Source organism: Paenibacillus sp. HGH0039, assembly GCF_000411255.1.
Taxonomy (GTDB): Bacteria; Bacillota; Bacilli; order Paenibacillales; family NBRC-103111; genus Paenibacillus_F.
This window is the reverse complement of the sequence record NZ_KE150413.1, coordinates 1,424,980-1,445,386: the sequence shown is the minus strand read 5'-3', so window position 1 is coordinate 1,445,386 and position 20,407 is coordinate 1,424,980. Positions and strand designations below refer to the sequence as shown.

20 protein-coding genes and 1 other RNA gene are annotated in these 20,407 nt (G+C 53.9%); 8 read left to right on the top strand and 13 right to left on the bottom strand.

Annotation, left to right across the window (positions count from 1 at the left end):
- Positions 1-58: 58 nt before the first annotated feature.
- From HMPREF1207_RS20945 to HMPREF1207_RS20935, 3 genes are all read right to left on the bottom strand, one after another.
- Positions 59-1,576 carry a L,D-transpeptidase gene (locus HMPREF1207_RS20945; RefSeq protein WP_016423959.1) on the bottom strand — a complete coding sequence of 506 codons (1,518 nt, stop codon included), beginning with the start codon at positions 1,574-1,576 and terminating at the stop codon, positions 59-61.
- Positions 1,577-1,786: 210 nt separating this feature from the next.
- Positions 1,787-2,023, bottom strand: coding sequence for a ferredoxin (locus HMPREF1207_RS20940; protein WP_009674781.1), 237 nt, complete (start codon positions 2,021-2,023; stop codon positions 1,787-1,789).
- Positions 2,024-2,182: 159 nt separating this feature from the next.
- Positions 2,183-3,463, bottom strand: a complete 1,281-nt coding sequence (locus HMPREF1207_RS20935; protein WP_009674762.1) for a DNA polymerase IV — start codon at positions 3,461-3,463, stop codon at positions 2,183-2,185.
- Positions 3,464-3,720: 257 nt separating this feature from the next.
- On the opposite strand from HMPREF1207_RS20935, the gene cimA reads away from it, so the two are divergent.
- On the top strand, positions 3,721-5,337 hold the full coding sequence (gene cimA / locus HMPREF1207_RS20930; protein WP_009674744.1) for a citramalate synthase: 1,617 nt from the start codon (positions 3,721-3,723) through the stop codon (positions 5,335-5,337).
- 133 nt (positions 5,338-5,470) lie between these two features.
- Here the strand turns inward: cimA and HMPREF1207_RS20925 are convergent, their stop codons facing one another.
- On the bottom strand, positions 5,471-6,007 hold the full coding sequence (locus HMPREF1207_RS20925) for a TlpA family protein disulfide reductase (protein ID WP_009674788.1): 537 nt from the start codon (positions 6,005-6,007) through the stop codon (positions 5,471-5,473).
- 183 nt (positions 6,008-6,190) lie between these two features.
- Between HMPREF1207_RS20925 and HMPREF1207_RS20920 the strand changes: the two genes are divergently transcribed.
- Both HMPREF1207_RS20920 and HMPREF1207_RS20915 read left to right on the top strand, forming a co-directional pair.
- On the top strand, positions 6,191-7,492 hold the full coding sequence (locus HMPREF1207_RS20920; protein WP_009674774.1) for an MFS transporter: 1,302 nt from the start codon (positions 6,191-6,193) through the stop codon (positions 7,490-7,492).
- A gap of 39 nt (positions 7,493-7,531) precedes the next feature.
- Entirely contained in the window at positions 7,532-8,197 is a 666-nt protein-coding gene (locus tag HMPREF1207_RS20915; protein WP_009674784.1) for a Mov34/MPN/PAD-1 family protein, read from the top strand.
- Positions 8,198-8,285: 88 nt separating this feature from the next.
- On the opposite strand, the gene HMPREF1207_RS20910 is transcribed toward HMPREF1207_RS20915, so the two are convergent.
- Genes HMPREF1207_RS20910 through HMPREF1207_RS20900 form a run of 3 tightly spaced genes read right to left on the bottom strand, consistent with a single transcriptional unit; the run spans position 8,286 to position 11,628 of the window.
- Positions 8,286-9,014 carry an exonuclease domain-containing protein gene (locus HMPREF1207_RS20910; RefSeq protein ID WP_009674738.1) on the bottom strand — a complete coding sequence of 243 codons (729 nt, stop codon included), beginning with the start codon at positions 9,012-9,014 and terminating at the stop codon, positions 8,286-8,288.
- Positions 9,015-9,034: 20 nt separating this feature from the next.
- Positions 9,035-10,162, bottom strand: coding sequence for a DUF294 nucleotidyltransferase-like domain-containing protein (locus tag HMPREF1207_RS20905; protein ID WP_009674727.1), 1,128 nt, complete (start codon positions 10,160-10,162; stop codon positions 9,035-9,037).
- A 38-nt stretch (positions 10,163-10,200) separates the two neighbouring features.
- The gene (locus tag HMPREF1207_RS20900) at positions 10,201-11,628 is read right to left on the bottom strand and encodes an ammonium transporter (RefSeq protein WP_009674756.1); all 1,428 of its coding nucleotides are present in this window, start codon (positions 11,626-11,628) and stop codon (positions 10,201-10,203) included.
- A gap of 307 nt (positions 11,629-11,935) precedes the next feature.
- On the opposite strand from HMPREF1207_RS20900, the gene HMPREF1207_RS20895 reads away from it, so the two are divergent.
- Together HMPREF1207_RS20895 and HMPREF1207_RS20890 are read left to right on the top strand one after the other, a co-directional pair.
- Entirely contained in the window at positions 11,936-12,367 is a 432-nt protein-coding gene (locus tag HMPREF1207_RS20895) for a helix-turn-helix domain-containing protein (RefSeq protein WP_009674805.1), read from the top strand.
- 40 nt (positions 12,368-12,407) lie between these two features.
- Complete coding sequence (locus tag HMPREF1207_RS20890; RefSeq protein ID WP_009674804.1) at positions 12,408-13,094, top strand: zinc metallopeptidase; 687 nt, start codon at positions 12,408-12,410, stop codon at positions 13,092-13,094.
- Between the two features lie 142 nt (positions 13,095-13,236).
- Here the strand turns inward: HMPREF1207_RS20890 and HMPREF1207_RS20885 are convergent, their stop codons facing one another.
- Entirely contained in the window at positions 13,237-14,160 is a 924-nt protein-coding gene (locus tag HMPREF1207_RS20885) for a LysR family transcriptional regulator (protein ID WP_009674734.1), read from the bottom strand.
- Positions 14,161-14,342: 182 nt separating this feature from the next.
- Between HMPREF1207_RS20885 and tpx the strand changes: the two genes are divergently transcribed.
- Positions 14,343-14,861, top strand: a complete 519-nt coding sequence (tpx, locus tag HMPREF1207_RS20880) for a thiol peroxidase (protein ID WP_016423958.1) — start codon at positions 14,343-14,345, stop codon at positions 14,859-14,861.
- A 100-nt stretch (positions 14,862-14,961) separates the two neighbouring features.
- Here the strand turns inward: tpx and HMPREF1207_RS20875 are convergent, their stop codons facing one another.
- From HMPREF1207_RS20875 to HMPREF1207_RS20865, 4 genes are all read right to left on the bottom strand, one after another.
- The gene (locus HMPREF1207_RS20875; protein ID WP_009675019.1) at positions 14,962-15,372 is read right to left on the bottom strand and encodes a DUF1499 domain-containing protein; all 411 of its coding nucleotides are present in this window, start codon (positions 15,370-15,372) and stop codon (positions 14,962-14,964) included.
- A gap of 236 nt (positions 15,373-15,608) precedes the next feature.
- Positions 15,609-16,265, bottom strand: coding sequence for a fructose-6-phosphate aldolase (gene fsa / locus HMPREF1207_RS20870; RefSeq protein WP_009674996.1), 657 nt, complete (start codon positions 16,263-16,265; stop codon positions 15,609-15,611).
- A gap of 205 nt (positions 16,266-16,470) precedes the next feature.
- Positions 16,471-16,651, bottom strand: a non-coding RNA gene (ssrS, locus tag HMPREF1207_RS28880) — 6S RNA.
- Positions 16,652-16,760: 109 nt separating this feature from the next.
- Positions 16,761-17,561 carry a YesL family protein gene (locus tag HMPREF1207_RS20865; protein WP_009674978.1) on the bottom strand — a complete coding sequence of 267 codons (801 nt, stop codon included), beginning with the start codon at positions 17,559-17,561 and terminating at the stop codon, positions 16,761-16,763.
- A 139-nt stretch (positions 17,562-17,700) separates the two neighbouring features.
- Here HMPREF1207_RS20865 and HMPREF1207_RS28875 point away from each other — a divergent pair, with 139 nt between their 5' ends.
- Complete coding sequence (locus HMPREF1207_RS28875) at positions 17,701-17,793, top strand: hypothetical protein (protein ID WP_016423956.1); 93 nt, start codon at positions 17,701-17,703, stop codon at positions 17,791-17,793.
- 92 nt (positions 17,794-17,885) lie between these two features.
- Here HMPREF1207_RS28875 and HMPREF1207_RS20860 read toward each other — a convergent pair whose 3' ends face one another.
- Positions 17,886-19,493 (bottom strand): DEAD/DEAH box helicase, encoded by a 1,608-nt coding sequence (locus tag HMPREF1207_RS20860; RefSeq protein WP_009675007.1) that lies wholly within the window; start codon positions 19,491-19,493, stop codon positions 17,886-17,888.
- A gap of 301 nt (positions 19,494-19,794) precedes the next feature.
- Between HMPREF1207_RS20860 and HMPREF1207_RS20855 the strand changes: the two genes are divergently transcribed.
- The gene (locus tag HMPREF1207_RS20855; RefSeq protein WP_009674989.1) at positions 19,795-20,328 is read left to right on the top strand and encodes a DUF4178 domain-containing protein; all 534 of its coding nucleotides are present in this window, start codon (positions 19,795-19,797) and stop codon (positions 20,326-20,328) included.
- Positions 20,329-20,407: the final 79 nt, after the last annotated feature.

The following is a 20,407-nucleotide window of genomic DNA, read 5'->3' as shown; positions in this document are numbered from 1 at the left end:
CCCGCCCCGCACATAGCAGGGAAGGCGCTCTCGCATCCCGTCCTTAACGGACGGGGACTTAATCCAGCCAGCGGTATACTTTACCGGGATTGGTCTCCTGTACCTCCGAAGGAAGCTTAAAAGCTCCCTTCGGGCCGAATCCTGCCCCGGGTGCGCCGCTTCCTTTGGAAGCCCCGCTGTCGCCGGACCCGTCACCGACGAGCCCCGCCGGGAGCAGCCCGCTTCCTATGGTGACCTTCGTGCCTTTCGGAGCCATGTCGAACAGCTCCTCCACGTCTTCCTGCCTCATCCGGATACAGCCCAGCGATTCGTCCTTGCCGATCGAGGACGGGTGTCTGGTCCCGTGGATCGCATAGTCCGTATCGGAGAGTGTCATCCCGCGCGTGCCGAATTCGCCTTTCGTCCGTCCCTTGGGATTGCGGACTTTCTCGGATACGGCGAATTCGCCGAGCGGGGTCCGCGCCCCCCCGAGACCGACCTCGTAGCTCCGCACGACGGTCCGTCCGCTCACCAGCGCCAGCCGGTGCAGCTTCGTGTCGATGAGGATCGCCAGCGGCTCGCTGAGCGCCTCCTCCGCGGCCGCGGAAGCGGCGGACGGCTTGGCGCCGGGGGCCGTGTCCGCGCCGCCTGTCCCGGCTGCGGCCTGCCCGTTCGCGCCCGCGGCGGCCGCCTCCCGTACAAGCGGGAACGCTTCCCGCATGTACGGCGTCAATCCCGACATCACGTTGTCGGGATACGGCCGCAGCAGCTCCTCCGGACGCTCCGGCAGCTTCCCGCTTGCCGCGCGGTAAGCCTCCAGCCCCGACCGGAGCACGAGGAGCTGCTCCTGGCGCTGCCGCCAGGCTCCCGCCGGCTCCGCGAAGCGGCCCGGATCGTCCGGGCGGCAGTTGCAGGCGGCGGCGTCGAAATAGGCGATCGCCGCCGCTTCGCCGGGCCCGCCGCTTGCGACCGACAGGAGCGGCTTCAGCGGCCTGTGCCAGGCGATCCAGCCGCCGCCCGGTCCGTCCGCGCCCTGTGCGGACAGGAGGACGGCTTCGCCGCCTGCCGGCCTGTCGCGCAGCAGCATCCGTTCGAGCGCTCCGCTCGCGGACGTCTCTTTCCCGGCGGAGGAAGCGCCGTCCGCCGTCAAATAGACGCGCGGCCCTTCCTCAGCCGCCGGGAGGTCCGCCGATGCTCCGGCGCTTCCGCCGGGGCGTCCGTCTCCCGCGTCCGGTCCCGCCGGAGACGGCAGCAGCGCGATCAGCGCCAGCAGGGCCGCCGTAAGCGCGGCTTTCCTGCGGCGGCTCCGCTTGGCCGCCGTCTTCAGCTCCTGCGGCCAGGGAACGGAGGAATCGAGCGCCGACCAGTCGACGGTTATTTTCCGCTTCTCGAACGCTTCATAGATCTCGCCGGACTGCGCGTAGCAGTAAGCGGCTTTCCCCCGGTCTCCCCGGGCCGCATATTCCCTGCCGAGCAAATACCACGCCATCCGCTGGTCCGGATGATCCCGGACATATTCCTTCAGATAAACCCGGTCTTCAATGGGATTGTGCCGCAAAAATCGGGCCAGTTTCTCGTCCGGTTTTTCTGTGCTCACTTTTTTCACCGCCTGCTTCAAGGATTACCGGTGTTTCTTTTCCTTTTATCGGCAGAAGAAGCTGCTCTGTTGAATTTCATTCAAATCCTGTCTGTTTTTCTCTCTTATTTTCTTTTATCCGGGGTAATCCAAGTTAATCCGACAATAACAGACAAAAAAGCCCTGTTTCCGATAGGGAAACAAGGCTTTATTTGTATAAAGAAAGAAATCTTACATATTGAAAGGAGTATCGGCCACTTTGATCGAATCGGTCGGGCAGCCGTCTTGCGCATCCTGCAGATCGTCGTACAGATCTTCCGGAATTTCGGTCACGCCGTGGTTACCGTCGTTTTCGTAAATCACTTCCGCAATACCCTCATCATCGTAGTCGTAAATATCTGGAGCAGTTGCGCCGCAAGCTCCGCACGCAATGCAGGTGTCTTTTTCCACCCATGTATACTTAGCCATATATGAATTCCTCCTCTAATAGTCCTCCATTGTCCACTATAATATAAAGTATTCGAAAGTTCAACGGAAAGTACAAGTGGAAAGCCAGCCGCCATGCGGTGTCCGGCTCTTCCCCTTTAAGATTTCATTCCGGGCCGGATGTTATTCAGCTCCCGGCTTTTATAACGGGAATGAATCTCCGTCCGGGTCTTTCTGCAAAGAAGTTCCCCTCCGTTTGCGGTTGCGAATAAGCGCCGACGGATTGTCGCCGATCATCCCAGCGGTAAGCACGGCATCTTCTCCGAATTTATCCCGGAGCGCGTCCATGATCTCGCTCAGTTTGTCCTTCTTCGGCTGCTGCTCGTAACTGAACAGATCGAGCTGAATCGCGGCCTCCTCCTTCGGCGTCAAGTTCTGGCCCGTGATGCCGAGTAGGCGGATCGGCTTTTCCGGCGCCCAATGCCGCTCGAACAGCTCGCACGCGGCCTTGTACAGATCTTCGTGATGGTCGGTCGGCACGGGCAGCGTCACATTCCGTGTGATCGTCTTCATATCGGGGTCCCGGATCGTAATTTGCACGGTCGAAGCCATCAGCTTCTGATGTCTGAGCCGGCGCCCGACCTGATCGGCCAGATTCAAGAAGACACGGAACACTTCCTTGCGGTCCGTGTAATTGTAAGGAAGCGTCGTCGTGTGGCCGACCGACTTGTTCGGCTCGCGCTCCGGGTTAACCTCCGAACGAGAGATGCCGTTGGCGGCCTGCTTGAGAGCGGGTCCGCTTATGCCGAACGACTTGCGGAGAAGCCCCTCGTCGGCGGCCGCCAGTTGGCCGATCGTGTGAATCTGCAGCTTCTGCAGCTTCTCGGCCGTTTTTCTGCCGATGCCGTACAATTCTCCGCAGGGTCTGTCCCAAAGCACCTTCGGCACGTCCCGCAGACGAAGCACGAACAATCCGTTGGGCTTTTTCATATCCGAAGCCATCTTGGCCAGAAGCTTGTTCGGCGCCACGCCGACCGAACAGGGCAGACCCAGCTCTTCGCGTATCCGGGTCTGAATCTCCTCCGCGATCTGAAGCGGGGTTCCGAACTGCTTGGAACCCGTTATGTCCACGTAACATTCATCAATGGACATGGTCTCGACCATCGGCGAATAATCATAGACTATACGGCGGAAGCCGCGGGAAAACTGCCGGTACAAATCGAAATTCGGCTTGATGAGCACAAGCTCCGGACAAAGCCTCATCGCCTGCCGGACGAGCATTCCCGTCTTGACTCCGCGCGCCCTGGCGGGATAGGAGGAGGTTACGATGATGCCTTTGCGCTGTTCCACGCTGCCCGACACCGCGATCGGCTTGCCCCGGTACAGCTCGGGCTCCACGACTTCGTGTACGGAACAGTAGAACGCGTTCATATCGATATGTAAAATGACTCTTCCGTTCTTGGGATACCCTTCCTGTGCCATTATCCCGGCTTCCTCCTTCCTGCGGGCGCGCGAGGTCCCGTATAGCGTATCGAAAAGCGGCCGCTCGGCGCTTTATCCTCTTTATTCCTTCTAATTCTTAGTCTATTCCTGTCCGCCTGAGGAATCAAGAACGGCTATCGTCCAAAATTTGCGAAAATTCATTCTTTATGGTTGAAATTATGGTATAATCGTGCATTATACATTCGAGAAAACATTCGAAAAATGAACAGCCACACGTTTAGAGGGGGAGCACCGAAATGTCCGATTCAATCAAAATCTTTGACACTACGCTTCGTGACGGAACCCAGGGCGAAGGAATCAGCCTGTCCGTGGAGGACAAACTGAAAATTGCCCAGAAGCTCGACGAGCTGGGCGTTCATTATATAGAAGGCGGCTGGCCCGGAAGCAACGGCAAAGACATTGAATTTTTTAACCGTGTTCAGGAACTGAATCTTAAGCATGCGAAAGTAACGGCATTCGGCAGCACCCGCCGCAAGAACACCAAAGCCGAAGAAGATCCCAATCTGACGACGCTGGTGGCGTCCGGCGTTAAAGTCGCGACGATTTTCGGAAAATCGTGGGATTTTCACGTTCACACCGCCATTCAGACGACGCTCGAAGAAAACCTCGCGATGATTTTCGATTCCGTACGGTATCTGAAAAGCTGCGGTCTTGAAGTCATTTACGACGGCGAGCATTTTTTTGACGGCTACAAAAACAACCCTGACTACGCCCTCCAGACAATCCGCCAGGCACAGGAAGCCGGCGCGGACTGGATCGTGCTGTGCGATACGAACGGCGGATCGATGCCGGAGGAAATTTTCGAGATCGTTTCGGAAGTCAAGAAACAGATCACGACGCCCGTGGGCATCCACGCCCACAACGACTGCGAGCTGGGCGTCGCCAATTCCCTGGCAGCCGTGAGAGCCGGCGCCCGCCAGGTACAGGGCACGATGAACGGATACGGCGAACGCTGCGGCAACGCGAATCTGTGCTCCGTCATTCCGAATCTGCAGCTGAAGCTCGGCTTCGCCTGCATTTCGGATGAGCAGTTGGAATCGCTGGGGCCCGTCGCCCGTTACGTCAGCGAGATCGCGAACATGCACATGCCGATGAACCAGCCGTATGTCGGCAGCGCGGCTTTCGCCCACAAAGGCGGCATCCACGTGTCCGCTATACTCAAGCACGCGAGCACATATGAGCATATCGTTCCCGAGAAGGTAGGCAACAAGCAGCGTGTGCTCGTTTCGGAACTGGCGGGGCAGAGCAATCTCGTGTCGAAAGCGGCCGAGCTCGGCCTCAACCTGGAACAGCAGGACGGCAAAGCGAAAGAAATCATTTCGCGCATCAAAGACCTTGAGCACGAGGGTTACCAGTTCGAAGGTGCGGATGCTTCGCTTGAACTGATGATGCGGGAGGCTTCCGGCGAGCTGCAGGAGCCGTTCGTGCTGGAATCGTTCAAAATTTTCGTGGAAAAGTCGGCGGATCGTCCGGTCAGCTCCGAAGCTTTCGTCAAAGTGAACGTGCACGGCGAATCCATGTATACCGCCGCGGAAGGCGACGGACCTGTCAATGCGCTCGATAACGCGCTGCGTAAAGCTCTGCTGCCTTTCTACCCGGACATTCACAGAATGCACCTGTCCGACTATAAGGTACGCGTGCTTGACGACAAAGGAGCGACCGCTTCCAAAGTCCGCGTCCTCATCGAATCCCGCAATTACGAGAACGAATGGAATACCGTCGGGGTTTCCTCCAATATTATCGAAGCCAGCTGGCATGCGCTCGTCGACAGCTTCCGGTATGCCCTGATCGGCAAATCCTGCATCGAGAGAGAATCGCTTGATCCAAGACCGGTCGGTCTAGTGAACCATTAATTTATTTTCCTTACAAAAAAATAAGCCCCGTTTCTTCCGTGTGGGCAGCCTGGCCTTTACACACGGACTCGAAACGGGGCTTTTTACATGTCACCGAAAATCGGGCAGGCTAGACGCGAAACTACGGAACCTACTAGCGGCCCTTGATCAAAGCCTTGATTTTCTTTTCCCACTCCGCCTTCGGAAGAAGGTTTACCACTTCCTGCACGACTCCGTTCTTGTCCACAAGGAAGCTCGTCGGGATCGCCAGAAACTTGAACGATTCCGATACTTTACCGGGTTCATCCAGCAGCACCGGAAAATTGATGCCGTACTCCTTGGCGAAGGCTCTCGCCTTTTGTTCGTCATCCTGACTCGTTACATTTATCGCCACCAGGTCCACTTTGTCCCCGTATTTTGTCTGCAGATCAATCAAATCCGGCACTTCCATCTTACACGGGCCGCACCAGGACGCCCAAAAATTCAAAATAAGCGGCTTATCGCGCGCGCCTCCGACCTGATAGGGCTTACCGTCCAAATCCGGCAGGCTGAAAGAAGGCACAAACATTCCCGGACGTGGGCCCGTTTGGGTAGGCGCAGCCGTTTGTTTTTCGTTTTTTTTGCCGATCTGGACAAATATAGCCGCGGCCACAAGGAGCACGATGGCCAGAATCGCTGCATTCCGTTTCAATTTCAGACCTCATTTCCGCATCATTCGCTTTTTATTCTATCACACGGGAAGCTCAAAATCAGGTACATACACGGTCAGTATCCCCATCTTTATCCGATTCCAACATTATGAACGGTTTAAAAAGTATGATCTTCCGCCCCGAGGAAACCCTATCCGTACCAAGTCAGAAGAGAGGTCAACCACATGGAAAAATCAAAATCCCGAGGGCTTGACATCATTTTCGAGAGTGATCAGGACGACGACTACCAGTTTACCGCCGAACAGACGGCTGAAGGCGGTAAAAAAGGCGGCGGCAAAAGCCGGCTTCTTGAATTTATGGCCATTGCGACGGTACCGCTCGTACTGGTACTCGGGAACTCGATGCTGGTCCCTATTCTCCCGCAATTGGAAACGGAGCTGGGCATCACCAAGTTTCAGAGCAGTCTGGTCATCACACTGTTTTCGATTACCGCAGGCCTGATCATCCCTATCTCCGGTTACTTGTCCGACCGGTTTACAAGGAAATCGGTGATCATCCCGTCTCTTATTATATATGGGGCGGCCGGGGTTTTGGCGGCGTTCGGAGCGATCTGGAAATCGTATACGATCCTGATTATAGCCAGGGCCATTCAGGGTATCGGCGCAGCCGGCACGGCCCCCATCGCGATGGCGCTCGTCGGGGATTTGTATAAAGGGGGGACGGAAAGCAAGGCTCTCGGCTTGACGGAAGCATCCAACGGGTTCGGTAAGGTGCTCAGTCCCATCATCGGCTCCCTGCTTGCTCTTATTGTCTGGTATATGCCTTTTTTCGCCTTTCCGATCTTTTGTCTCCTGGCTCTGCTGGCCATGATGTTTCTCATTCACGAACCCAAAACCAAGAAGGAACCGACGGAACTGAAGCCTTATCTCCACAAAATCGGAACCATTCTGAAAAAGAAAGGACGCTGGCTGATCACTTCCTTTTTCGCGGGTTCTCTTGCGCTTTTTATCCTGTTCGGTGTCCTGTTTTATCTGTCCAACATATTGGAGGAGCCCCCTTACCACATAGACGGCGTCAAAAAAGGGTTTGTCCTGGCGATCCCGCTGCTGGGCATGGTCATTACCTCCTACACAACCGGAGCCCTGATTAAGAAAAACGGCACCGTGATGCGCTGGCTGATTAACATCGGCCTTTTAGTTATGACGCTGTCGCTGGCATCCACGATATTCGCTCTCCAGAATCTGTATTTATTTATCGGCCTGCTTACCTTAAGCGCCATAGGCACCGGGCTGCTTCTCCCCTGTCTCAACACGATGATCACCGGCTCCGTGGAAAAAAGCGAACGCGGTATGATCACGTCTATCTATAACAGCCTCCGGTTCATCGGCGTGGCCTTCGGTCCGCCCATATTCGGCTGGCTGATGGATAAATCCGACCGGCTCATTTTTATAACCGTATCCTCGCTGGCGGGGTTGACGCTCGTCCTTGTGTTTTTTCTTGTTAAACCGCAGGGAAAAATCAGCTGATCCGTTGAGTGCGGTAAAGGATTCCGTTATAATTAGCGCATGATAAACGCGAAACGGTTAACTGAAATCAACGTAAGCCGGTCTTTGTACACGGAATGGCTGGCGCGGTTCAGCAGCTTTCCGGATGAAGAGGCGTGCGGATTCGTTTACGGAAGGATTCGGAAGGAGACCGCCTATGTCTCCTCTTTCGTATGGGTTCCGAATGTTTCGGCTTGCCCCACCCGTTCTTTCCGCATATCCCCCTCCGATATTATGCATCACTTAGGCGGCGGAAAAGCCCCTAGGGACCGGCCCGCGCGCTCTTCATTAGCGGGTCCCGTGCTGCTGGGACTGTTCCACTCCCACCCGCGTACGGCCGCTTTGCCGTCTTGCGAGGACATCTCGGTCTTACGGTTGTGGCCGGAACTGCCCTCCTTCTGGATCGTCTCCCTGGTGCGTTCCGCTCCCGAAACAGCGGTATACGCGTGGGCGGAACCGCAGGAGAGCGGCGCAGCACTCGGACCGTCCGAATCGGAGGATTCCGCCGGCAAGGCCGTCAAGACTGAGGATACGGGGCAGCCCGGACCGGTTGGTCCCTCCGAGACGTACACCCGGACCGATCGGACCTCGCAGCGTACAGTATCCGCTCCGTCGTCTAATCGGTCATATCAGGTCAAAAGTCTCCCGAGACTCCGTAAAATCCCGCTTTGTATAGAAGCGCTATGAACCAAAAAAAGCAAGCAGGTATCCGCGGCTTTCCGCATTCCTGCTTGCTTTTTCATCTCATAGCCTTCTTCTCCGCTTTCTGCGAGCCCTAGGCTTTGCTGAGAAGCGCGTAAAGATCTCCGAGCGTATCCACGCCCATTTCACCGATTTCTTCCAGAAGCTTCTTCCACAGCTCGCCAGTCATCAAAGAATCGTCCAGGGCGTGGTGTCTTCTCAGCACCGGAATCTCGTACAGCTCAAGCAGAGAATCGAGGGTATAGTCTTTGCGCCGAGGCATCAGCCATTTGGCTACCATCATCGAATCCAGCACCCGGTGGGAGAGGCTGACTTTCGAAGTTTTCCAGAGCGCCGCATTCAAAAACGCTTTGTCATGGGCCGAGCCGTGCGCCAGCAATACCCTTGCCCCTACAAACTCGAAAAATTCACGCAGGGCCGTAATCAAGTCCGGAGCTTCGGCCGTCTCTTCCGTCCGGATTCCGGTCAGCTCTTCGATATGGGGAGGAATCGGGCGGTTCGGATTCACAAGGGTGTAAAACGTCTTGTCTTCGAGCTTGTCCCCGGCCATAGACACCGCGCCGATCGAAATAATCTCGTCCGCCGTCGATGAGAAGCCCGTTGTTTCCAGATCAAAAACAACCACTTTGAGATTGTGCAGGCGAGTGTCCAGCAGCGAATGTCTGCGCTGATCCTTCAGAAGCTGACGGATAAACGCCATCTGCTGGGCGTTGCGCGGGTTAAACATGGAGGTAATCGCCGGGGTCAAGCCGCCCATCTTGTAAAGCCTCCACATACCGCCGTCGGGGCCGCTCTCTTTCATCGTTTTACTCCTTTCCGGTCCTATTGTCCCGTATGCTCGCGCAGTTTGGCGGAGGAAGCGTCCCTGCCTTTCTTGACGGAACCCCGCACCTGGCGGATGACCTGCCGCTGAAGCTGTTTTCCGAATTTAAGGCCGCTTTTCAGTTCCGCCCGGCATTTGCCGGTCAGCATTCCGGCAGGCAGTATACCCGCAGTCGCGAAGTGTCCGTTTTCCCTGTAAAAAGGCGTGTTCAATCTCATTTTCAATGAGTGCAGAAACACTTCCCGGCAAGCCGTGCCGAACTCAACCGTAACGGCTCCGCGGTCGATGAGCGCATCGATTCTTTTAAGGGTGGAAGAAACGGAAATGCCGTTTTCCAGAGCCAGAAGACGGACCGCATTTACAAGCGGGATATAAAGTCCGTATTTGATGTCCACGCCGCCCGCGTAAGGCCCGTACCGTTCCGTCACCAGACGCCCCAGCAGTCCCAGGGACACTTTATGGTGCAGGGTGTTAGCCAGAAGCGGCAGGAGCAGCCCGCGGTTGAGCGCTATGCTCTCGTGGAAGGCCTGCTTGATCCGGTCCGCAAGAGCTTCGCTGCCGTATACGCACCTCAGGTCGGCCGCGATAAGCAAATAGCGCGCGTTCTCCCAGACGGGCTCCGCAAACCAGCCGTTAAGCTGATCTTTCCACCCCGATTCGCTTCTTCTCCACAGCTGGTTCTCGGCCAGCACCCTCCCCGTGCACGGTGGATAACCTGCCAGCTCCAGACCTTGGCGGATTCGCTGGGCCAGCTTGCTGAAATATCCGTCCGCCGCCGCTTCCGCGCCTTCCGGGGGATTTTCGTAAACCAGTCCGCTGTCCTGGTCGCTCCACGGCGTCTGTTCCTCCCGGCCCCCGCTCCCCATAAGCAGGAATGCGTAAGGGAGCGGCGGCTCCCCCGCTCCTTCCGCTTCCAGGCGCTTTTCCGCCAAGGAAATCATTTTCCGGATCATGGCATCGTGTGTAAAATTGAGTTCTTCGTACAGCAAGGCCGCCGCTTCCTCGCCGAGTTCCCTCCGGAACAAATCCTGCATATCCGCGCGGATCAGAGCCAGTTCATCCGATCCGGCGGCACGGTTGATTCTTGCGCGGAGCAGTTGCCAAGCCGATCCTACTATCGGTTCCATGACGGCATCTCCTTAGATGAGACCGGTCCGGGGCGCGGTCACGAAACCGGCACCGAGCGACCGCCTTCATTGGACTGTTTTGCCGAAGTGTGCGCTTCGATCGCGTGATTCATTTGCTCCGGATACCCGTAAGTGCCGTGCTCGGCGAGATCCAGCCCCATGATTTCTTCTTCTTCCGTCACGCGCAGACCCGTCGTAACTTTAATCAGGTAGAGGACGATGAAGGAAATAACAAGGACGAAGACAAGTGCGCCCGCTACTCCGATAAACTGCACCCACAGCTGGTGGAAACCGCCGCCGTAGAACAAGCCCGCTCCGCCTACATTGACCGTTTTGGCCAGCTCCGGCGTAGCGAAGAAGCCTGTGGACAATGTGCCCCAAATCCCGGCGATGCCATGCACGGAGAAAGCGTAGACCGGATCGTCGATCCCTTTCTTCTCAAACCAGATCGCCGTGAAGAAAGTGACCCCGCCAGCGATGGCCCCGATGGCGATCGATGCCAGAGGCGTAACGAAAGCGCAGGAAGCCGTGATCGCGACAAGCGCGGCAAGCACACCGTTAAGCATGCTTGGAATGTCGGATTTGCCGAAGTAAATCCAGGAGACCGCCATAGCGGCCACGCCGCCTGCCGCCGCGGCCAAGTTTGTCGTCAAGGCGATATAGCCGAAGAAACCGTCTCCCATTGCGCTCAGCGTACTCCCCGGGTTAAAACCGAACCACCCGATCCAGATGATGATGACGCCAAGCACGGACAGCACTTGATTGTGGCCCGGAATTTTATTGGGCGAGCCGTCTTTATTAAATTTGCCGATACGCGGCTTCAGGAGGATGGTTGCCACAAGTGCCGCTGTTGCTCCTTGCAGATGCACAACCGTGGAGCCCGCAAAATCCTGCATGCCGATTTTGGACAGCCAGCCGCCGCCCCATACCCAGTGAGCCACGATCGGATAAATCACTACGGTGAATAGCAGTCCGAAAATAAAGTATACCGGGAGCTTGGCGCGTTCGGCGAAGCCTCCCCACGCGATTGCCAGCGATACACCCGCAAACGCCAGTTGGAACAAAAACTTAATCGTGATCGGGACATCCGAAGCGCTCAAGGAAACGAAGGCGTCGGCGTTGACTCCGTCCATGAAGAAGCCGGACAAGCCGAACAGATTGTTGTTGAACAATCCGGCCCCGTCTCCGAAAGCAAGCCCGAAACCGAACGCCCAGAATGCGATGGCGCAAATTCCGAAAGTCAGAATGGTTTTACCCGCCACGTGGCCGGCATTTTTCATCCGGGTTGAGCCTGCTTCAAGCAAAGCGAAACCGGCTTGCATAAAGACAACCAGCATAGCGGCGACCAGCACCCATACCGAGTTGATCGCGGCTTGCAGTTGCTCCGGTGTCGGAGCTTCCGCAAACGCCAAAGTCGGGAAAACCATACTGAGCAGCGCTAACCCGATCAGTGTCTTTTTAATCATTCATACCAGCCCTTTCATGTTAGGTTTCTTTACAAGATAATTGATTAGTGTCATTATACGCGAACGTTTTGCGAAAAAACAATAGGTTTCGTTCACGTTTCGGATGTTTTTTATTAAAAAAATCAACTTTTTTCAGATTTCAACAATATATTTATCATAATATGTAATGTATATGTCAGATGTATAATTGTTCATCAAAATGTCAAAAGCATTACGTTTGACTGTACGGTTTAGGATCGGGTATCATTAGGCTGAGGTAAACACGTGCGAACAACAACTTTTAAAGGAGGGGCAAAATCATGGGGATATGAAGCTTCATAGAATCGGAGAGTTGTCCCGGTTGGCCGGAGTCAGCCCCAGGACGATCGATTATTACACCAAGCTGGGCCTGATTCATCCCGAGAAAAGATCGGACACCAATTACCGCCTGTATTCGGATGAAACCTTGCTGCGGCTCAAACGTATTGAAGAGATGAAAAAAGAGAAATATACGTTGGAAGAAATCCGTACAACAATGCTGAAGCTGGATAAAGCGGCCCACGACGAACATGTGACCGATAAGCTGACATCCTATCAGGTGCTGCTCGGCCAACTGCAGAAAGAAATCAAGGAACTTGATCCTATGATTCAGCAGCTAAAACCGAATCAGCTCAAAAAGATTTATAATCTGATTACCCAGCCCACCGCCGCATGCGTCGAGGCACTGCTCTATTTGCTCGGCAAAGGTCCCTTTACGTAACGGATCCCCACGACTATCTTGACTATGGAGGTCTGCAGTTATGTTTTTTCATCCTATGGATTTTCTTATTCTCATTGCCTTCGGCTTATCCATGTGGGCTTCATTCCGGGTCCGCGGCACGTTCAACCGCTGGTCCCAGGTACCCGTTCAATCCGGTATGACCGGATACGAGGCGGCCCGCCGCATGCTTGATGCGGAAGGGCTGTACGATGTTCCGATCGAGCCAGTTCCCGGAGCTCTCACGGATCATTACGATCCGATCTCCAGAACGGTACGTCTTTCCGAGCCTGTCTACTACGAGAGCACCATCTCGGCCGTTTCGGTCGCTTGTCACGAAGTGGGACATGCGATCCAGCACCAAGTCCATTATCCGATGCTTGTTGCGCGCCACAAGATGTTCCCGGTCGTAAACTTCGCTTCCGGCGTTGCTCCGCTTCTACTTATCGCCGGCCTTATTTTTCAGCAGTTTGATATTCTGCTTCTTCTGGGAATCGTCTTCTTCTCCGCCGCGGTGCTTTTCCAGCTCGTGACTCTGCCGGTCGAATTCAATGCCAGCAACCGGGCCCGGGAGCTCATGATTGCAGGCGGCTTTATCACCAACGAAGAAGAGCAGGGCGTAGCGAAAGTGCTTAACGCGGCCGCCTTGACTTATGTGGCTGCGGCTCTTATCTCGCTGCTTGAGCTCGTTAAGTACGTCATGATTTTCAACAGCCGTTCCAATGATTAAAACGGCCGTATCCAACCCGGACGCAGCAGATGCTGTAACCGCAATAAGCTTTCGTCTCCAATAGACGAAAGCTTTTTTTCTGTTTATGCACGGAAAACGACAGATTATGTATGACGGAGTGCTTTCTCGCACCGTTATCCAGCTAAGACCCGTTTAATCTGCCCATAGGCCTGCCCGGATCGGCAGAGGGCTGAAACTCCATCAGAAACCGGCTGAAAAGCTCAGTCACGAGCGGAAGTTTCTCGTCCCTCCGGCGGATGACTCCTACGGTGCGTGTCACTTTCGGATCGACCTTCACCACACACGGCTCGATATGCGTCGTATAGCGCAGCGCCAGCTCGGGAAGAAGACTGACGCCCATCCCCGCTGCGACAAGCCCGCGGATCGTATCCGTTTCGTCTCCTTCGAATTCGATCTTCGGCACAAATCCTGCCTTTAGGCAGGCGTTCATGACGATCGGACGAAGGGAATACTGTTCGCCGAACATGACAAACGGCTCCTCCTTAAGCTGCTCCAGCCGGATGCTTTTACAGTCGGCCAGCGCATGGTTAGGCGGAAGCACCGCTAACAGCTCCTCCGTGAGCATGACTTCTCCCTTGACGAGCTCATGCGTCTCCGGACACGGCGATATGATCGCCAGATCGATTTCGCCTTCCGTAACGTCACGGATGAGACTGGTGTAAGTTCCTTGCTTTAACCGGAATTTAACGTTGGGATGCTCTTTCTTGAAGCAGGATATAAACGCCGGAAGAATGGAAACGGATACACTATGGGGAAAACCGACCCGAATCTCCCCGGCTTCGGGGTCCAGGAATTCCCGCACTTCGCCCACCGCGCGCTCCAAGTCGGCCAAAATATGTTCCGCACGGCTCAGAAACAGACTCCCGGCGGGAGTCAGCTGCAGATTGCGGCCTTTCTGGACAAACAGACGAACACCAAGCTCCTCCTCCAAATGGCGGATTTGCCGGCTTACGGCAGACTGGGCCACGCGAAGCTCTTCGGCCGCTTGTGTCATATGCTGCTTTTTAGCCACTTTCACGAAATACTGCAGTTGTCGTAACTCCACAGATTCCTCCATTAGTAAGTTCTACTATCTCTACCTATTATAGCCGATTTAGATGCTCCGGAGAACCGTTTCCAGGCTCCATATGTTTAAAGAGTGTATTGGACAACCCCTTTAACGCGAGGGTATAATAGGGAGGGCTGGAATTTCCAGTTCTTTCGGATAATCAATAAGGAGGAATACATATGTCTCAAGAACGCAAGGGTGCAGCCACTTTTAAGGGCAACCCGATCACACTCGTCGGTCCCGAGCTTAAAGCGGGCGATGCAGCACCGGATTTCAAACTGAACAAAGACCTCCTGAACGAAGTTTCCCTTTCCGATTATGCCGGCAAAGTGAAGCTGATCAGCGTGGTCCCTTCCATCGATACGGGCGTATGCGACGCTCAAACCCGCCGTTTTAACGAAGAAGCCGCCAAACTCGGCGATAACGTTGCCGTTCTGACTGTCAGCGTTGATCTTCCGTTCGCACAAGCCCGCTGGTGCGGCGCCGCAGGCATCGATCAAGTCGTCCTGCTTTCCGATTACAAAGCGAAGTCCTTCGGACAAGCTTACGGCGTTCTTATTCAAGAACTCCAGCTCGACATGCGTTCCATCTTCGTCATTGATGCCAATGACAAGATCCAATACGTGGAGTATCTCGGTGAAATGACGGAGCACCCGAACTACGAGGCCGCGATCGAAGCGGTTAAAAAGCTCGTATAAAACTCCGGCATAAAAAGAAAACAGCACAGGAATCGATGCGCTCATCGAATCCTCTGCTGTTTTTTTATGCCTATGAAGCTGCCCGCAAGCTGCCCAAGCGTTAGCGGCTGATTTTGTAAGCCGCCAGCTTTTTGTCCAGCTGCTTGTAAATGTCCAGAATGGTCCGGTAATTGGAACCGAGATCCCCCATGTTCCCACGGGAAGCCGAATAAATATCAATAGCCGTTGTCGTCGGATTAACCGCAAACAAAGTAATTGTAATATCCTGAGTACGTCCGAGAGCCGTACGTTTTTCCACCACAATCTCTCCGACATTTTTCACTTCGTGAAGGAGTTTGTAGCCGGGTGTTTTTTTGATCATCCCGACTGTTTCTTCCCACACCTGGTCTTTGGATAATTTGTAGTAACGGGTTTTTAATTCCGGATCTTTGGCTTTCTCACCGGTTGTCTCGAAACTGCGAAGCAAACCGACTAACGTTCGTTTCAAAGTCGTTCCCCCTTCATGAAGCATATCCAGACTGCTTGCCAAACCACACTAAAAACAATCTTACCATTCTTTGCAGGGAAGCAAAAGAGGAGAACCGTAAAAACCGGGCATAAATCCCTGGTCATTTTATTAAACAGCGGCTTAATAACCAATTTCACCCATACTTACCGCTTTTGTATGAATAAAAAGCCTCTCCGCAGAGAGGCTCCTCTAATTCAAGGGGGTTCCGTTCACTCTAAATGTGCGCCCCCGGATTATCTTTAGAACGTTTTCTGGTTGGCGCTTTCCCAATCTTTCATAAACCGTTCCACGCCGGCATCGGTCAGCGGATGCTTCATCATAGCTTCGATTACTTTGAACGGCACCGTAGCGATATGAGAGCCTAGAAGAGCGGCCTCGATCACATGCGTAGAATGACGCACGCTGGCTGCGATAATTTGTGTCGGCAGCTCGTGTACCGAAATAATTTGGCTCACTTCTTCAATCAGATGCATGCCCACCTGGTTAATATCGTCGAGCCGTCCGATGAACGGAGATACATAGGTCGCTCCCGCTCGTGCCGCCAGAAGCGCTTGTGTGGAACTGAATACAAGGGTCACGTTTGTTTTAATGCCTTGGTCGCTGAAACGCTTCGTCGCCTTAAGGCCGTCCGCAGTCATCGGCACCTTAATGACAATCCCGCTGCCGATTTTGGCAAGTTTCTCGCCTTGCTGGACCATTCCTTCCACGTCCGTGGCGACAACTTCGGCACTGATCGGCAGATCGCCTACGATGCCTACAATTTCTTTGAGGGTCTCAAAGAAATCTCGTCCCTCTTTGGCAATCAGAGACGGATTCGTCGTAATTCCGGAAATAACCCCCAGCTCGTGCGCTTCTTTAATCTCGTTTACATTGGCCGTATCAAGAAACAGCTTCATACACGATCCACCACTTTCGGCAAAATTTTTGATCTCTATGTACATTCACATTCCACTTTTTTACCATAGCATAAAATGGGTTCTAATACAAAAAGGGTCCGTGCCTGTAGCCTCTCTTTAAATTACCCTCTTTCGGACAAAATAAAAACAGCCCCGTTTACGGAGCTGTGTCTTTTTTTATACTTATAAAATCCATGATTACATAAGAAAACCCGCAAATGCCGTCCGGTTTAATAGTTTCAAACCTGCTTTAGCAGGTGGGTGATCGCAGAAACGTTTTTGAAGTCCCTTTTCGGGGGCATGTCAGCCGCGCTTCAATATGGATTTCCCGAGAAACAATCATTGGTTTAAAACAAAAGAAACCGAAACGTACATCGCAGGATTTTGTTTGTATCCCTATTATAAGACAATCGCGAACCGGATTCAACTGGAATCGACTGTCTTTTGTAAGAATAGGTCTATTGCTTCAGAACGCCGCTGAAAAAGGGACCAGGGCTACAGTTTGTCAGACTCTTTCTTTGTCGAATCGTCTTCCCGGACGGCCGCCGCATCCAGCTCAGCCGCCTGCCCGTTCTCTTCCTGCTCGCGTTCAGCCTCTTCCATCGCTTCCTGCTTGCGTTTGATTTTCTCGAAGCTCCGGTTGAACTGCCAGAACGAAAAGGTCGCGCTGACGCTGCCCGCGAAGAATACGAGCAGGAAACTGAAACGGAAACTGATGATCACGATCGCCACGTTCCCGATAATCGTCATCACGCTAGTAACGGGGTTGCCGATCGTCAGCAGGATGGCGTTTTTGATAATTTGAAGAACCTTCATATGAAGATGGGACATGATACAGAAAAAATTGAAAAAGGCGCCGATCAGCAGGATTCCCATGGCCAAGAACATGTACGAAAGAAGGGAAAGCGCGCTGTCGAGACCCGCATAAAAACGGTAGCTCACGAACAAAATCAGAGCAAATAAGACGAAGGCGATGCCTCCGATCATACTCTGCAAAAAGTTTTCTTTGTAGCCGCGGAAGAAGGTCTTGAACAGGGGCACATCCTCATCCCCGGTCACCCACTTGCGGGCTACCGTGAACATCGCAGCCGTAGAAGGAAACAGTGTAAACGGTGCCAATATTCCCATTAAAACGAGCGATTGCATCATTATATCCGCTTGGCCCGAAGTAAGCCCGGCTAATGCAAAAAAGAAAAACGGAATGCTGCAAAGGATCCACAGCAAATTAATGGCGGACAGCCTCATGATCCATTCGGAAATCCGGTAAAAGCCGCCCATTAGTCCTCTAAATTCCAAACCCTTGTCCCCCTCTGTTGATGTTATTCTTATTATAGCCTATTTTGTAGAGCATAGGTAGCGGCCCTTTCTTTTCTTCCCCGCAGGCATATTCTATTAAGGTAATAAATCTTCAAATTTTGTACGAGGAGGAGATTACATGTCTGGTGTAGGCGGCGCTTTTACTTCCACAGGTGCGATTCTGGTGCTTTTCATTCTGCTGGTTATCATCTCTCGTTCTTTCCTCTACTAATCCTTCCTTAACAGATCCGTAGGAACTAATTTAACACGAATCTCCAAAAAAAATGACGACCCGACGGGTCGTCATTTTGATATTCGAATCCATTAAGCGTTGGAATCTTCACTGCGGCGGGTGCTGCTGGAACGGTCACGATTGTAATCGGAACCGCCGCTGCGGGAGCCGTAGCCGCCACCGGAACGACTGTCACGGTCACGGTCGCGGTAATCGCGTCCGCCGTCTCTTCCGCGGGAGGAAGAAGAACCGTAGCGCGATCCGCCTTGGCCGGAGCGGGAGCCGTAGCCTCCGCCGGAACGGCCGTCGCCTCTGCGGTCGCTGCCATAGTTGAACTTGCGTCCGGAGCTGCGAACATCGACGCGGCGTTTCTTAGCACGGATCGGATCTTCCGGAGTCAGCTCGACGGATACTTCCTTCTTCTCACCGCCGGTAAGAAGCTGAAGTGCCGCTGCCAGCAGGTTGACGGAATCGTATTCCTCAAGGAGCTGGATAGCTACGCCTTTGAATTCGTTGTGCTTGTCTTCTTGAAGCAGGTTGATGATGCGTTCAGCCGTTACCTTCTGCTTGCCTTCCATAGCCTCGGCCGGGCTCGGCATAGGCTTCTTAGGAATGCGGTGACGGGTCACTTTCTCGATGAAGTGCAGGTGATCGATCTCACGCGGCGTTACGAACGTCCAAGCCGTTCCTTCTTTGCCCGCGCGGCCCGTACGGCCGATCCGGTGAACGTAGCTTTCCGGATCCTGCGGAAGGTCGAAGTTAACGACGTGCGTGACGCCGGAAACGTCGAGACCGCGCGCCGCCACGTCCGTAGCGACAAGCACTTCGATGCTGCCGTCACGGAATTTGCGCATTACGTTGTCACGCTGATTCTGGGACAAGTCGCCGTGCAGGCCTTCTGCGGCATAACCGCGCTTCTGCAGGGCTTCCGCCAGCTCGTCTACACGGCGCTTCGTACGTCCGAACACGATCGCCAGTTCCGGGGATTCCATGTCGATGAGACGGCTAAGCGCTTCGAATTTCTGCTTCTCATGCACTTCGACGTAAGCCTGATCGATAAGCGGAGCGCTTACGTGCTTAGGAATAACCGATACATGCTGAGGGTTCGTCAGGAACTGTTGAGCCAGCTTCTGGATGTTAGGAGGCATGGTTGCCGAGAAGAGCATGGTGTGGCGCTCTGCCGGTACAAGGCTCAGGATGGACTGGATGTCATCCATGAAGCCCATGTCGAGCATTTCATCCGCTTCGTCGAGTACGACGGTTTTAACGTCTTCGAGCTTGATCGTTTTACGGTTGATGTGGTCAAGCAGACGTCCCGGCGTACCGATGATGATCTGAGGTCTTTTCTTCAGCGCGCGGATTTGCTTGCCGATATCTTGTCCGCCGTAGATCGGCAGGGAGCGGATGCCTTTGAAGCGTCCGAGTTTGCTCACTTCTTCCGCAACCTGGATGGCAAGTTCGCGGGTCGGGCACATGATCAGTGCAACGATCTTGTCTTCGCTTGGCTCGATTTTGCTTACGAGAGGAATACCGAAAGCGGCCGTTTTACCCGTACCGGTCTGCGCCTGGCCGATCAGATCGTGTCCTTCAATCGCAAGCGGAATCGTTTTCTCCTGAATCGGGGTCGATTCTTCGAAACCCATTTCTGTAATAGCTTTGATTACTTTTGCATCTAAATCAAATTCTGAAAAATTTTTCAATCCGTTCATTCTCCTTTTATCCGATGAAGATCTCTCTTCTTTTATATACCCTTAAGCACGACTTTTCTTCCTTAATATCCGTTCATCCGTGCGGAAACCCTATCCCGAATTGCCCTTATCCTAATTCGTAGAGCCGCCCTTAAGAATATCTCGACTAGTATAACATATTATACTCAAGCTTTTCCAGTGACTATTTGCCCATGTGCAGGGAGGAAGAGGGTCTGCCATCGAAACCTTAATCGCTTTTCATCGTATATAATGGACAGAAGAACACCAGATTAAACGTAAGGAGCGTCCCTTTATGTCTATATTCAAACGCGTAGGCAACATTATCCGCAGCAATAAACAGCAGGAACCGGTCAGACAAGCGAACCCCTTCGAGGAATCCCGCGTCGGCGATATCGTCAACGTCGATCTCGAGGAGTACGTCGTTTCCGGGAAAGTGATTTATTTCGACCGCGGTTTCGAGCCTCACCGGTATGCGTACTATCTTCAAAGCGGCAAAGATGTCCGCTGCCTGCTCATCGAGAAAGGCCGTTCTTACGAGTGCTTCCTCTGCGATTTTATGGAGGGAGCGCTCGACGATCCGAACGACGTGCCTTCCCGGCTCGAGCTTGACGGAGAAGACACGTTCGAACTGGAGCATCACCGCAGCGATGTGACCCGTACGGAAGGCAGCACCGATTTCCGCAGCGGCGACGAAGTCATGATCTGGAGATACTTCGGACCCGACGACCGCTATTTCTTCCTGCAGTGGCAGGACGGCAAATTCGTCGCCATGCAGGGCGAACGCACACCGGCCTCGCAGGTTAAATTTATGCGGGCGACGCTTTAACGTCCGGCGGGCGGAAAACCGGTTTGTTCATTCCGGCGGCGAACGGCGCTGAGGCTGCAGACGGCCGCACAGACTGTCT

Bases quoted from the DNA above. Each gene is read 5' to 3' on its own strand.
- HMPREF1207_RS20940 (WP_009674781.1), bottom strand. From the start codon at position 2,023: ATGGCTAAGTATACATGGGTGGAAAAAGACACCTGCATTGCGTGCGGA.
- HMPREF1207_RS20935 (WP_009674762.1), bottom strand. From the start codon at position 3,463: ATGGCACAGGAAGGGTATCCCAAGAACGGAAGAGTCATTTTACATATC.
- cimA (WP_009674744.1), top strand. From the start codon at position 3,721: ATGTCCGATTCAATCAAAATCTTTGACACTACGCTTCGTGACGGAACC.
- HMPREF1207_RS20920 (WP_009674774.1), top strand. From the start codon at position 6,191: ATGGAAAAATCAAAATCCCGAGGGCTTGACATCATTTTCGAGAGTGAT.
- HMPREF1207_RS20915 (WP_009674784.1), top strand. From the start codon at position 7,532: ATGATAAACGCGAAACGGTTAACTGAAATCAACGTAAGCCGGTCTTTG.
- HMPREF1207_RS20910 (WP_009674738.1), bottom strand. From the start codon at position 9,014: ATGAAAGAGAGCGGCCCCGACGGCGGTATGTGGAGGCTTTACAAGATG.
- HMPREF1207_RS20905 (WP_009674727.1), bottom strand. From the start codon at position 10,162: ATGGAACCGATAGTAGGATCGGCTTGGCAACTGCTCCGCGCAAGAATC.
- HMPREF1207_RS20900 (WP_009674756.1), bottom strand. From the start codon at position 11,628: ATGATTAAAAAGACACTGATCGGGTTAGCGCTGCTCAGTATGGTTTTC.
- HMPREF1207_RS20895 (WP_009674805.1), top strand. From the start codon at position 11,936: ATGAAGCTTCATAGAATCGGAGAGTTGTCCCGGTTGGCCGGAGTCAGC.
- HMPREF1207_RS20890 (WP_009674804.1), top strand. From the start codon at position 12,408: ATGTTTTTTCATCCTATGGATTTTCTTATTCTCATTGCCTTCGGCTTA.
- tpx (WP_016423958.1), top strand. From the start codon at position 14,343: ATGTCTCAAGAACGCAAGGGTGCAGCCACTTTTAAGGGCAACCCGATC.
- HMPREF1207_RS20875 (WP_009675019.1), bottom strand. From the start codon at position 15,372: ATGCTTCATGAAGGGGGAACGACTTTGAAACGAACGTTAGTCGGTTTG.
- fsa (WP_009674996.1), bottom strand. From the start codon at position 16,265: ATGAAGCTGTTTCTTGATACGGCCAATGTAAACGAGATTAAAGAAGCG.
- HMPREF1207_RS28875 (WP_016423956.1), top strand. From the start codon at position 17,701: ATGTCTGGTGTAGGCGGCGCTTTTACTTCCACAGGTGCGATTCTGGTG.
- HMPREF1207_RS20855 (WP_009674989.1), top strand. From the start codon at position 19,795: ATGTCTATATTCAAACGCGTAGGCAACATTATCCGCAGCAATAAACAG.